Annotated in this window: 7 protein-coding genes; 2 read left to right on the forward strand and 5 right to left on the reverse strand. The window is 35.2% G+C overall.

Translation table 11 applies throughout. From position 1 onward, the window contains the following. Positions 1–786 precede the first annotated feature (786 nt). The gene (locus F6K54_RS26540) at positions 787–2,484 is read left to right on the forward strand and encodes a methyltransferase domain-containing protein (RefSeq protein ID WP_293084221.1); all 1,698 of its coding nucleotides are present in this window, start codon (positions 787–789) and stop codon (positions 2,482–2,484) included. A gap of 748 nt (positions 2,485–3,232) precedes the next feature. After that, positions 3,233–4,192 (forward strand): calcium-binding protein, encoded by a 960-nt coding sequence (locus F6K54_RS26545; protein WP_293084223.1) that lies wholly within the window; start codon positions 3,233–3,235, stop codon positions 4,190–4,192. Between the two features lie 50 nt (positions 4,193–4,242). Here F6K54_RS26545 and F6K54_RS26550 read toward each other — a convergent pair whose 3' ends face one another. From F6K54_RS26550 to F6K54_RS26570, 5 genes are all read right to left on the reverse strand, one after another. After that, positions 4,243–6,252 carry a calcium-binding protein gene (locus F6K54_RS26550; protein WP_293084225.1) on the reverse strand — a complete coding sequence of 670 codons (2,010 nt, stop codon included), beginning with the start codon at positions 6,250–6,252 and terminating at the stop codon, positions 4,243–4,245. 709 nt (positions 6,253–6,961) lie between these two features. Beyond that, on the reverse strand, positions 6,962–8,236 hold the full coding sequence (locus tag F6K54_RS26555; RefSeq protein ID WP_293084228.1) for a glycosyltransferase family 4 protein: 1,275 nt from the start codon (positions 8,234–8,236) through the stop codon (positions 6,962–6,964). Positions 8,237–8,716: 480 nt separating this feature from the next. Further along, positions 8,717–9,415: a bifunctional 2-polyprenyl-6-hydroxyphenol methylase/3-demethylubiquinol 3-O-methyltransferase UbiG gene (locus F6K54_RS26560; RefSeq protein WP_293084231.1), complete on the reverse strand. Its 699-nt coding sequence runs from the start codon at positions 9,413–9,415 to the stop codon at positions 8,717–8,719. A gap of 1,036 nt (positions 9,416–10,451) precedes the next feature. Then, a complete protein-coding gene (locus tag F6K54_RS26565) occupies positions 10,452–11,240 on the reverse strand; it encodes a sulfotransferase (protein ID WP_293084233.1) in 789 nt (262 codons plus the stop codon). 1,031 nt (positions 11,241–12,271) lie between these two features. Beyond that, positions 12,272–13,405 (reverse strand): class I SAM-dependent methyltransferase, encoded by a 1,134-nt coding sequence (locus tag F6K54_RS26570; protein ID WP_293084236.1) that lies wholly within the window; start codon positions 13,403–13,405, stop codon positions 12,272–12,274. Positions 13,406–13,981: the final 576 nt, after the last annotated feature.

The raw sequence follows: 13,981 nt of genomic DNA on the forward strand, positions 1-13,981 counted from the left end.
CTTGAGAGAAATCTCGCAAAACTCCAAAATATACTGCTCTATATATATAGATGTATAAGAGGTAGTTGAACTTTATTTTTAATTTTCTTTAGTAGAGCTGAAAATATTTCATTCCTACTCAATTTTTTCTGGTTGAAAGTTGAGTTATCTCAGAATTTGAATGGCTGTGAATTATTGATTTTCTCTAGATTACTTTCTAAAGGTAATTGATTTTTTTGTCTGGGCTAGAATCAGAGTTCAAATATATGTGTCACGGGTGCATCTCAATGCAAGAATAAAGCCAAAAAGTTATTGCTTTTAGGGAACAGGGAACAGGGAACAGGGAACAGGGAACAGGGAACAGGGAATATATAGGAAAAAAGTATTTTTGCAAATAGCAAATATGAGATGCACCCTGTGTCACCTGACTTTTGATTGTAGAAAAAATCAAAATATCGAAAAATTCAAAAATATACTCTTATCTATATAGATGTATGGCAGATGCTTGGGTTTTGTTGCTGATTTTCTGTAGATAAATTTCGGAGAGTAACTTACTTTTTTGTCTCAGTAGAAGTTATAGATAAAATATATAGCAGTCCCCATTACTGTATTTGATATATCAAAAGCTAAAAACTCAGACAATGTCAGATTTTTTTCCTTATTCCTTCTTCCTTCTTACTTCTTCCTTCTTCCTTCTTACTTCTTCCTTCTTCCTTCTTACTTCTTCCTTCTTCCTTCTTCCTTCTTCCTTCTTATTGAAAAGTTTTTGAGAAATGGTATTATTTTGAACAGCTTAAATTAGAAAATATGACTCAGACTAGATTTAATTCTTCAGAAAATTCCATTCACCAAGAACTTCTAAAATTTATACCCGCTGATGCTAAAGTTATTATCGAATTTGCCTGTGGTAATGGCACAATAGCTTCTCAATATAAACAGATTAATCCTCACTGTTATTATATTGCTATTGAATCTAATCCAGACTTTGCTAAAAATTCTGTCTTACAAGTAGATAAAATTGTAGTAGGAAATCTACAGCAAAATCTTTCTACTCTAAATATTCAACCAGAAACAGTAGACTGTCTGATTTATGGTTTAGATTTAATGGCGATCGCTAACCCGACTGCAGTTTTGAAATATCATCAAAGTTGGTTAAAAAATGATGGTCAAGTTTTGGCTATTGTACAAAATGTACAGCATTGGCGCAGAATTTTTAATTTGCTTAAAGGTGGTTGGGAAAATTCGGAAATAATTCGTCATTGGTTTACTCTGGAAAGTCTCAAGTCATGTTTCGCTAACGCAGATTTACAAGTATATGAAATACAAACTCGTGGTGAAAAAGGAGAGGAGTTTCAACGGTTTCTCCAAGTAACTGAAGTTCTGGTTAATGCTTTGGGTTTGGATTCAAAAAGGTTCGCTACTCAGACAGCTGCTGAATACTTCATTACACGCGCCATCAAATCTCCTATCCCTCCCCGGAGATTATTAATTCAAACGATAATTATGGACTCGAAAGTTTGTGGTACTGTCAGAGTCTTGGAACCAGACTGCTTTAGCGCTACTATTCCTGGGGTGAGAACTTTTTCTACTGCGAAAACTGCTGACTTAAATATAGGGTTGCCTCAAGAAGAAAAGGTGTTTATCTGGCAACGCAGTATTTTAAATTATCCGTCTGACTTTCACAAACTTAAGTCTTTGCTGGAAAAGGATTATTTGATTGTGGCTGAAATTGATGATAATCCGTTACGTCGTCCTGAATATGCTGAAAATAATTATCTTAGCTATCGTGGCTGTCACTGTGTACAAACTTCTACCCCATCCCTAGCTAATTTTTTACGTCAATATAACCCCAACGTTGTAGTTTTTCACAATCAATTGGCTAGAATAGTACCCCTATATGAGCGCACACTTTCCCATAATAAATATCTTACCATATTTTTCGGAGCTGTCAACAGGGAAGCAGACTGGAAAGAGATTATGCCTATAATCAATCAAGTATTGTCAGATTATCAAGATAAAATTAGGTTCAAAGTCATCCACGATAAGTTATTTTTTGAAAGTTTAAATACAGCCAATAAAGAATTTTATCCATTTTGTAGTTATGATAAATATCTAGAGATTCTTGGCAGTTGTGACCTTGGTTTATTACCTTTAAATGACAACCCAATTAATCAAATGAAATCAGACTTAAAATTTGTTGAATGTGCAGGTTATGGAGTAGCTGTACTAGCTAGTCCAATAGTTTATCAAGATTCAATTATTGATGGTAAAACTGGTTTAATTTATCATTCGGTTTCAGATTTTGCTAGAAAATTTAGACAACTAATAACTGATAAAAATCTCAGAAAAAGAATAACAATTAACGCTTATGATTGGGTAAAAAATAATCGTTTACTTTATCAACATTATCGCCAACGTCGGAATTGGTATCTGCAAATGCGAGATGAATTACCGCGTTTAAATAAAGAGTTAAAAAATCGTGTACCAGAATTATTTGATAATTAAAATTTTGAAGTATTATTTTTGAAGGAGCTAGGATACAGAAAGGGGAGTGGGGGAGCATTTTCCTACCTTTTTCCTCTATTCTGTTTCTGAATTTCCTGACTTATGAACTTTTGACTCCCATGCCAAAAACACATACCGCGTCATTTCAGTTATCAGTTATCAATTATTAATTATCAATTATTAATTATCAGTTGTGAAAGATACCATAAGGGTTCTACAAAATTAAAGACAGCAATTGTCACAGGTGTAATCGTCTGAATTATTTAGGGATTGCTGATTAAATACCAAAGCATTGACAGATATTAGTTTTAGGCTTTTTGATGTCAAAAAAAGTGCCTGGTTTTCAGCTATTCATGCTCAAAAAGTTAGTATTTTAGGCAAAAGTTGGGCAGAGAAATCATTCTTACAATTCTTACTCCTACCTACTCGCTCATTCCTATTTTTCTTGTCTCCTGTCTCCTGTCTCCTACCCTCACCCATAAGACTTTTTCAGCAAACCCTATTTAGTTATCAAAAAAAAATAGTATACTTTATTAGTCTATGTTTATTTTCTAAAAAAATTAAATTATTAAAAACACAGTGTTCCAGAACTATTTAACAGATAAAAATTGACGTATGATTTTTGAATAAGTAGTTGAGCTGCCAAAAAAGTTAGTATTAGTAGATTTTTCTACTCCCTACTCCCTACTCCCTACTCCCTACTCCCTACTCCCTACTCCCTACTCCCTACTCCCTAATCTAAATAAAAATGCGAATATTATTTACAATTGCTCATTTCTTTAACCCTGAAGGTAGCGGAAAACATGGTTCTTTACGGAAAGACCCGCAAACACGACGCATAGCCTTAACAACCTGTTTAACTGCATTGCGTGCCTTATATGCTAAATCTCAGTACATAATTGATATTAGTAGATATCAAGCAACTCCAGCAAATCAAAATCATAGCCATGATATTGATATTATTGTTTGTACAACTAAAGGTTTTCATTTATTATCTCAAATTCCTTTACCCTCAGATTTTCTGATGCACCACAGCACTAACGTAGAACCTATGTTACTGGGTTTTGAATGTCAGGAAGTAATGAAATCATGTCTTGGGAAATATGATTATTATTGTTACTTAGAAGACGATTTAATACTGCACGATCCATGGCTATTTGTGAAATTAAATTGGTTTAATCACCACACAGGAAATGGTAATTTACTTCAACCAAATCGTTATGAAGTTTCTCCTTTAGGAGCTATTCCCAAAGCTTATATAGATGGAGATTTAAAACCAGAAATAACAGCTAAATTTCAAAATATTCGAGAGCAATATCAGCTTAAAGGAAAAATCATGGAAAAAGTTATTGCCTTTAATAGAACTCTTAATCCTCACTCTGGTTGCTATTTTTTGAATGCCGAACAGATGAAAAAATGGGCTAGTAAACCTTATTTTTTAGACCGAGATACCAGCTTTATTGGTCCGTTAGAAAGTGCTGCTACATTAGGAATTATGCAGACTTTTAAAATTTATAAACCCGCTGCTGCTGATGCAAGTTTTCTAGAAATTCAGCATTTTGGCACTACATTTTTGAGTTTAATTGATAACCAAATAAAATTGCTTCAAGAACAAGCTCCGGTTAACGAAAAAACTCAGAATGAAGGTACAAATCAAGTAGAAAAAGAAGTCAAAACAGAAACTAATCCAGAAAAAAATGAGGAGTGATTAAAAATCAATCACAGCCTCATAATTTTACTTAATGCTAATAGATAATATTAGATAATAAAGATGTCAGCTTGAAGTAGGTTAGGAGTACCATTGAGACGAGCAATGGTAAGAATAGGATTACTATCATCATTTTCTAGATTACCGTTAGGATCGTACTTTAACAAACCTGAACCAGCTAGTTCTTGGTCGTCTGCTGGATCGCTAGGATTTCTTACTGGGTTTCGTTCATAGATAATAGTAGGATCGCTAGTTCGAGCAAAGCTATCTTGATAGTTATCACCTGCAGCAACAGCAGCAAAATCATTAATGCCAATAATTGAATTTTCGCTGGAATTTTCCAAACCAAATCCATTCAAGTCTAGAAGTATCCGGTCATCAGCAGGATCGAAGTCTACGATAACAGTAGCTTTGCTGTCCTCGGTAATAGTAAAATAAGCAAAACTATCGTTACCTTCACCGCCAATTAAGGAGTCCCCTGTAGCAAGGCCAGGTGCAATATAGTCATCACCTGCACCACCAACAATAGTATCTCTTCCTCCACGGCCAAATATTACATCATCCCCTGCACCAGCATTAATAGTATCTCCTCCTTCGTCATCTGCAGTACCACCCACAATCGAATCATCACCTGCTCCAGTAATTAAGGTGTCTGCTCCATCAGCACCACTTAAAGTATTACTACCTTGAGTATCTTCTATGAAGAATGGTGCTGTACCTCCATCCTGAAATGCTATGACTGTATCGTTACCTTGTGTATTCCCAATTAACTGGTCGCTTGTTCCACCAAACTGAATAAGGTCATTACCTGTACCACCATTAAAGAAGTTTGTAACACCAGCCTGAGTACTACCCAAAAGGATATCATTACCTGAACTTCCAATCAGAGTGACTTCAATACTACCACCACCCGAAGCATTAGTACTAATACTTGTAGCATCAATAGTATCGTTACCCTCGCCCCCATCCACACGACTAAAGATACCGCTGAGACAATCATTTCCCTGACCACCAATCATAGTATCTGACAAAAAGCCTGATACTAGAGTATCATCACCGGCACCACCATCTAATCTGTTTTGACCAGCAAAACCGGGAACGGTAACTGCTATACCATTAGTACTAAATTTATCTTCATTTTCTTCGAGCAAACCAGTAGTAATGAAGTCATTACCTCCACCACCAACCAAGGTATCTCTTGAAGCTTGGCCTCTGAGAGTATCGTTGCCAGCTCCACCATCTAAGGAATTTCTACCATCACCAAATGGTCCTACTGCACCTTCAATAAAGTCATTACCTTCACCACCTATTAGAGTAGACCTCTCTATTGCAGTTAAAGCTATAGCTGTGCTACTAATAGGGGTACCTGTAGATTCCTGATTTAGCTGAATTATTACATCATTGCCACGATCTCCACTTACACGGACTTGGCTACCCAAAGAATATAATGTGTCATTATCTCTACCGCCGTAGATAGTATCGCGATCGCCAAAAGCAACAACTAAATCTTCTTGTCGGTTTGCAGAAACAAAGTTTTGGCCTTGACCTGTATTACCTGTAAATGTAGGTAATGTGTCAAAATCAAGCGCCGCTACTACATCTGGATTAAAAACACTAATAGTGTCATTGTCCCTGCCACCATAAAGACTATCTCTTGTGCCTATAAGTAGGATATCATTGCCTTGATTGGCAGAGTACCAGTTATCTCCAATCAGACCACGGAGAAAGTCATCTCCTGCACCTCCATAAAGGCTAGTACGGGAAAGAGCGACTAGGGTATCATTGTCTGCATCTCCAAATCCGAAACCAGCAGCAGCTTGGAATTCCAGGGAGTCATTTCCTGCATTACCTTCAAGAGTATCAGGTTGACCAGAGTTGTTAATACCAGAAGGACCCCTGGATACCAGTACATCGTTTCCTGGTCCACCTCTAGCTAGACTGCCACCCAAGGTAGAAGTAAATATAGTGTCGTCTCCACCAATACCAATAATTGTATCAGGTGCTATATTTCCAGAAGCTTCCTGATCGAAGCGGTCATCTCCATCAGTTAGTGTTACCATACCGTTTCACTCCTCTACATCATTTATATTACTAAAATATGGACAATTGTTTTGTTTGGCTAAACTACTAACAAACACCAGAAATTTTATATTCGGCTGTAGTTTAACCTGTTTATCTGGAATAAGTCTAGCCTTTTAACTACAAAAATTATCAGCCAAATTTTGGCCTATCATCTGCCTCTGGGTTTACGATTATTGACTTTTAAGTACAATTAGCGTATTTATAGTTCATAAAAATATAGTCAAATATGACATATCCCTATTTTGCAGGCGTTAACCTGACTGGGTGAACTACAACACCCTCTATCTCATAGTCAAAGACATTTGAGACTGCTTTTCTTTACCTCTTTGCATGATTATCTCCCTGATTCAATTTCTGCTTGGTCATCAAACAGAGGCTTGGACATAGGTTCTTATGTATCTAGAGGTAGCGTTTCAGTGGGTGGAATTTCACCCTATTGAAGTCAGATCATTGACTCTTGAGGCTATTTGATTTTCTATAATCACAGACATTATTAAATTGTCTCAATAGTCACCCAAATTTCTGGAGACAAAAGACTATATTTAACTATATATGACTATATTTATGTACAACGTTTATTATACTAAGGCAGCATATTTCTAATGATTGATTATAGTGTTAACATTACCGGAGGACGTGGATAGTTGATTGTAGGTTCCCATATAGTATGGTTGATTTTTCATCTATCTAGAGTTTAGATGAGGTTAGAGGTTGTTTTTTTTCCATACCTACATCTTTTAGTTGTAAGGTGCGGTTAGCAACTTGATGAATTAGTTCTAAATGTTTTACTAATAAGTTGGAAAGAGCATATCGCTCTAAAACTGTTTGGCGGGCCTTGACTCGAATTTCTGCCATGCGAGTTGGGTGATCCAAGACTTCATCGATGCGGTCAGCTATTTGTTTGGGGGAGAAGAAGTCTACTAATAGGCCATTTTCACCATCTTGAATAACTTCTCTGACAGGAGGTGTATCTGAGCCTACAATTAAACAACCAGTGGATAGAGATTCAATCATAGACCATGACAGAACAAAGGGTCTGGTCAAGTATACATGAACATCGGATGCTTGAATGACTTTTAAGTATAAACCATAGGGTAATGAACCAACGAAGTGAACTCGTGATAAGTCCAACGGTATTTTTTCTAGCATTTCTTGTTTGTAAGTTTTACCATTGGGTAAGGATTTACCGTAGCAAACTCTTTCAGAACCTACTATTACTACATGACAGTTTGGCCTTCTTTCTTGGAGATAGGCGATCGCTTCTATAAATTCTGGGAAACCTCGATAGGGTTCCATTCCTCGCGCTACATAGGTAACAAGTTCATCAACGCCAGACAGGTCTAAGTTAGGCAGTACTAATTTTGCCCCTGGATTTGGTTTGAAATAGTCTGTATCGACTCCATCATGGAGTACTGATAGTTTGTTTTGGAGTTCTGTGGGAAATTGCGATCGCTGCCAATATGTGGGGGATAATCCCCAATCACAGGTGTACAAGTCTATTAGTATGGGGGCATTTTTTACTCTTATTCTGGCCATATCATCTACTGTCAAGGGTTCTGCGGGGTCGAAGTCAGCATCAGAACCATGAGAATGATAGAACCATTCAAAGTAGCAAAGAAGTGGGGTGTTAGGAAATGCTTCTTTGACAAATAAGGTGGGTCCCCAGCCAGAATGGCCACAGATAATATCTGGCACAAACCCCTGAGATTTTAGTTGTTCTGCGGTTCTAAATACGGCTTGTCCATAAATTACTGCACTTTCTAGGGGACGGACGTAGTGATGGGTTTCTGGACGGGGTTCACGACTTGGTTTGAATAATGCTTTGTGAACTCCTGGTATTTTCCACTCTGGACGTTCGTTTTTTGTGCCAAATACAACTTGATTATTAGGATTTGCTCCTAAAGCGGTAATTATATGACGATATTGGGCTGGAAAGTTTGGGTGTAGAAATAGATATTTCATAGGTTATAAGTTGTATTATTTATGATGATTTTTTAATGTTTAAATGTAAGCCTTTCCTGCGGACTGCTGCGCAAACAGCTATTAGCAGTCAGCTATGAGCAATTAGTAATGAATAATTACTTTTAGGGTTTAGTCAGGGGACGCATGGCATTCATTAATGGATAATGGATAATTGATAATTACCTCTGGTTAAAACCGAGAGGATTGAAGATAAGGAGATATTATTTCTTTTTTTTCCCCTTAAAAGGGTCGGCTTTAAACCAGAATTATTTAATAATTAATAATTAATAATTAATAATTAATAATTAATAATTCGGGAACTTTTTATTCTGTCTCAATGCACTGAAATTTTCTGCTGAAATTCAAGAAAATTCCTTCAAATAAAATGGCCGAAACCGTTCCCTGTTCTCCCCATCTCCGCGTCTCCGCGTCTCCGCGTCTCCACGTCCTACTCCCACCAACCAATTTTTTCAGCAGACCCTAAATAATGTCTGGTGCCTGGCATATCCAAACACAATCTCTAGGAACTGAATCAGTATCTTTATGAATAATTTTGTATTTGAGATGGGATAGAAATTTCTCCATTATTGCATTAGTCATTACTGAGTGAGCGGTTCCGTTTCGTTTTCCCATAAGATTTTTATCCCAATCTTTGAGAAATCTTTGCCAACCTAGATTGCTGAGGGTATTTGTGTGGTGAAATATGCAAATTTTTTCTCCTCGTAATTTGGCGGGTATTTTGGTTAGGTAGTTAAAAATATCTCTGGGTTCTAAATGCACCATTGTGTCGTAACAAAAACAAACATCTGCTGTTTTTGAGTCAATTCTATTTAATGTTATTCCATCAAGTTTGAGATATTTTACTCTGGTTTCACCGAGTCTATTTTTAGTTGCATTTAACATAGAATTGGAGATATCGGCACATATTAATTTTTGGCAATATTTAAGTAACAATTCTGCGGTACGCCCTCCACCAATACCTATTTCTAGTACTGTATGTTTTTCATTAATATATGGTGCTATAAATTTTTGTTCGATTAATTTTTCATATTCTACTAATGAGTTGGCTGCCCCTGCTGCTTTACCTATCCATTCGTCACCTATATGAGTTAATTCAGGATAATTTTCTTGCCATTTGTTAGCATATTCTTCCCAAGCATTTTCGTAATCAATAGTCATTTTTTTTTGTTTATTTGTGAGTTTTTTAGTTATAGCAGGGAACAGGCAACAGGCAATAGTGGGAAAAGCATTTTTCTGTCTTACGGTTTATCATCAATCTATGTCCTAACCAACTCGTTCCTTGCTTATAATATAGCAATCGGATTTTAGTTGTGAAGAAATATCTTTGAATTTAGGGAAAAGGGAATAGGGAATAAGAGGAAAAGTTTCAGAGTTTTTATATGTATTTTAACTGTTTAACTCTCCCATCATAATACTTGTTAACGCAATTTATACTCATGGGGATAACTGAATTTAAGACTAGGTATTTAGTATTTTTCACTTTAATTAACGAACTTTAAATTAAAAGCAAAAAAATATGATAACTAATACCTAAGTTTTAATTATTATTATCTTTTCTTTTGCGGGTTTAATACCCCACCGTCAACTTATCCCTTATAAGGAACTTCTGAAAACCTTGTGGGGAGCAGGGGAGTAGGAAGTAGGGGAGAAGGGAGAAAGAGTCAATTTAGCTAGGCAGAACTACTTAGGGTTTGCTGAAAAAGTCTTATGGGTGAGAGTAGGAGACAGGAGACAGGAGACAACCCACCCCTCGCCCCTCCCCCTCCCAGGAGGGGGAGACAGGAGGAACGGGGAATGTAGAGGAGGTAGGAGCTAAGTTTTGTCCCTTAATTTTTCTGCCCAACTCTTGCACAAAATGCTAGTTTTTTGAGCTTTCTTGAGCGAAAAACTGACACTTTTTCCTACCTAAAACAGTTAAAACCTTTATATATCAATGCTTTGATATTTAATCAGCAAGCCCTACTTAAGTTCTCAAAAAAATGTACTTTTCAATACATGATTTTTGAAGAAAAAGTCTCTCAAACACTCATACATAACTTGTCTATAATGTCTACGTTTTATGTTAAGAAAGATGTTTATAAAGCATAGATCGTCAACGGGGGTGCTGAAAATTATTTGGGGTTATAAGAAAAGACTATATATAAGCAATTTTTCCTTCTACCTTCTGCCTTCTGCTTTCTGCCTTCTGTTTTCTTCAATACCAGTTTAAATCAATATTGAGAAATTTGGCTAGCTTTTGATTATCAGATTGGAAATATTGATTTAACTGCTGATATATTTCGTCATTAGGTTGTGAGTAATTACCAGAATTATATGGAAGATATTCTGTTAAAGAATGGGCAGGTAATTCTAAAAATTGAAATATTTTGTTCATTGTTTCTCGTGGGTGGTTAAATAAGTTTTCACTAAGGAGAATAAAAAAATGTTTTTTAGGAAAAATATTCATCCAATTTTGCAGTTGTTCAATATATATTCCTCTTGCTAGATATGTATAATGTTGATGGTTAAAACTGTAATATTTTCCTGTTTGAATAATTTTTTCAACTTCTCCTTTTAGGCGAGTTTGTTCGGCAGCGATCGCTTCTTTCAAAGTTAATTTTTCAGTTCCTAATTTAACTTCGTGATAATAATGAGAAATTGCTCTTTCTGCTGGGTTTCTCAACAAAATAATTAATTTCATCTGAGGATATATATCAAAAATTCGTTGGGGTACGAGAGGATGAAATAAATAGTAAGGACTTGATTCTCCAGTAATTATTCCTGGCTCTAATTCGGGAAATTGTGATTGATACCATTTTATATCTCTATCAAAATTTAAGTCAAAGTAATGAATTTCATGTTGTAAAGATGCTGCAATTAAAGGATGTTGCACTAAATAGTTATATAAGGAATTAGTGCCACATTTCTGAGCGCCAATTATCAGAAAATGTGGCTTGTGATAGTTGATTGAATGGTTGATTTTTTTGTTAAACTTGACTTCCATATATTTATTTAGGGCTTGCTGATTAAATCTAAAAGTATTTACAGATAAAGGTTTTAGCCTTTTTAGGGTAGAAAAAAGTGTGTCTGTTTTAGTCTAAAACGCTTAAAAAGTTAGTATTTTAGGCACATAGTTGGGCAAGACAATCTTGGGAAAATTCTTACTTCTACCCCCTATAAATTCCCATTTCTCCTGTCTCCAGTATAGCTGTCTCCTACCCCTACTAAAAGACTTTTGAGCGCAAACCCTATTTAGTTTCTGGTTATAGGGTTGAAAGTATTGTGTTAATTTTTGGTATGTTTCAGGGTTAATGTCAGTTTTTTTTATTGATTAATATCGATATAATCATCTATAATACCAAGGGTGAAAAAAGAATGCTACAAAAAGGTAGATATTGATCGGATATACTTAAAAATAGCTCTTTCAGTTCATTTGAGATAGTTATATCTATCTTTTTTCCCTTTTTTTCAATATTTACCGAATTATTAATTATTAATAATTAAACAATTCTGGTTTAAAGCCTCTCCTTTTAAGGGTAAAAAAAGAAATAATATTTCCTTATTTTCAATCCTCTCGGTTTTAACCAGAGGTAATTATCAATTATCCATTATCAATTATCAATTAATGAACCCTTCTTCCTTCTTCCCTCTTCCTTCTTTCCTAGGGACGTTGCATGCAACGTCCCTACCATTTGTAACAAACATTTATCACGCTTGGTATAAATCATAGCTTCAAGTCAAGAGACTGAAATACTTTGTTCATAGTTTATTGGAGAGTATTCAACAAGTCTTTACTTTGAAGAATTAAAATTTTTTCTTTTGGAAAAATCTTCATCCAATTTTACTGTTGTTCAACACATTTACCGCAAGATAAATATGTGCAGTTTTGGTGGTTGAAACTGTAATATGTTTCTGTTTATATGATTTTTTTAACTTCTACTTCTAAACAGTTAGATTATTCAGCGATCGCCTCTGATAAATTTTAAGTATTCAGTTATTAGCTATCAGCTCTCATGAAGAGGTAATTATCCATTGTCAATTATCCATTAATGAAGTTTTTCTACCCTCAAAAAACACTCCTGCTGCCAAAATTTCTCTACCTTTTTCTCCCAATGCAATATCCAAATTATCACCTTCTTGTACTAAAAAAGCGTGCCAATCTTCTAAATTTTCTTGCCATTCTTTTTGTTGAATATAAGGCCAGATAGTTTGAATAAACATCATCATACTATAGGATGGATAATGATGGGGAAAAATACCACTATTGATTTCTTCAAATTCTGACAAAATTTGCCGTAAGCCATGAATTGTCATATTAAAATAATGGCTGGGATCAGCGTGAAGTGGTTGTAAAAATGCGGTATCAATAAATATTAAACCTCCTGGTTTTAAGATGCGATAAAGTTCTTTTGCGGTCAAAAATGGATTAGGTAAATGTTCAAAAACTGCATGACTGATTATGCCATCAAAGGAGTTATTTGGAAATGGTAATTTTAATGTAGAGCAGACGACATCTGTATATTGATATTGCTGCACATCTAAGTAACAAATATTTGGTTTTAAATATTCTTTTTGGGTGTTACCTGCGCCAAAATCTAAAACTATTCCATTTTCTCCAATTTTATTCAATACTGTTAAAATTCCTTCTGAGTAGGGATGGGTAGTTTCTGTTTCTGTAAGTTTAGTAAATGGTAAATCTCCTGGTTGCAAAATATGAGGAGTATTTCTTCTTATCCATATAGGGCAATTTTGTTTATTACATGGTGCAACTATGTTTCCACATTGGGGGCAAATCAACAGTTTTTGTAGGTTGAAAATTTTTTGTCGTTGAGGTTGGTTAGGGATATTTCCAATAATCTTAAATTGATTTTGAAATAATAATATTTTTTCTCTTCCATCAGCAAATATTTCTATTTTTATATCTGTCTCTGGTTTAATATTTTTTTGCAGTAAAAGTTCGCCCCCAAAACCACTATGACTAGCATATTTTTTTTCTGGAAAAGTAGCAGCTACATCTGGTCGATATCCACCATGTAAAAGGGAGGCATAAGGTTTTCCATTTAGATACAGACTTAGTTGAATATTGAGATTATTTTCAGAAATATACCAACCAGAAAATTTAGTTAAGTAATCTATTTCTGTGCTTTTAGGAAAATCTAGATTAAACATTATTTAGGGTTTGCTGAAAAAGTCTTTTAGTAGGGGGTAGGAGACAGGAGACAGGAGACAGGAGACAAGAGACAGGAGAAACGAGTAATTTATACCAATTTGATAAATGTTTGCTACAAATAGCTAGGGTATTTCTTAGAGTCCAGAATTCTGAATTCTGAATGGATAGATTTAATACCATTTTTGATGTTGTAAATTATCTTTTTCGTCAAATAGACTTTATTTGAAAGTTTATTTATGATTCTTATTATTCGTAACATTCTTTTTTCAAAATGGTATTAGAGGAGGTAGGAGTAAGAATTTTCCCAAGATTGTTTTGCCGAACTATGAACGTAAAATACGCTCCTTTTTGAGGGTGAAGAACTGAAACAGGCGCACTTTTTTCAATACAAAAAAAGGCACTTATCTTTATATGTCAATGCTTTTATATTTAATCAGCAAGCCCTATTTAGGGTTTGCTGAAAAAGTCTTTTTGTAGGGGGAGGAGACAGGAGACAGGAGACAGGAGACAGGAGAAATGGGAATTATAGAGTAGGTAGTCGGAAAAATTGTCCCAAGATTGTTCTGCCACAATAA

The sequence above is a fragment of the Okeania sp. SIO3B5 genome (assembly GCF_010692555.1).
Classification (GTDB): Bacteria; Cyanobacteriota; Cyanobacteriia; order Cyanobacteriales; family Microcoleaceae; genus Okeania.

Coding starts and splice junctions, on each gene's coding strand:
- F6K54_RS26540 (WP_293084221.1), top strand. CDS start 787: ATGACTCAGACTAGATTTAATTCTTCAGAAAATTCCATTCACCAAGAA.
- F6K54_RS26545 (WP_293084223.1), top strand. CDS start 3,233: ATGCGAATATTATTTACAATTGCTCATTTCTTTAACCCTGAAGGTAGC.
- F6K54_RS26550 (WP_293084225.1), bottom strand. CDS start 6,252: ATGGTAACACTAACTGATGGAGATGACCGCTTCGATCAGGAAGCTTCT.
- F6K54_RS26555 (WP_293084228.1), bottom strand. CDS start 8,236: ATGAAATATCTATTTCTACACCCAAACTTTCCAGCCCAATATCGTCAT.
- F6K54_RS26560 (WP_293084231.1), bottom strand. CDS start 9,415: ATGACTATTGATTACGAAAATGCTTGGGAAGAATATGCTAACAAATGG.
- F6K54_RS26565 (WP_293084233.1), bottom strand. CDS start 11,240: ATGGAAGTCAAGTTTAACAAAAAAATCAACCATTCAATCAACTATCAC.
- F6K54_RS26570 (WP_293084236.1), bottom strand. CDS start 13,405: ATGTTTAATCTAGATTTTCCTAAAAGCACAGAAATAGATTACTTAACT.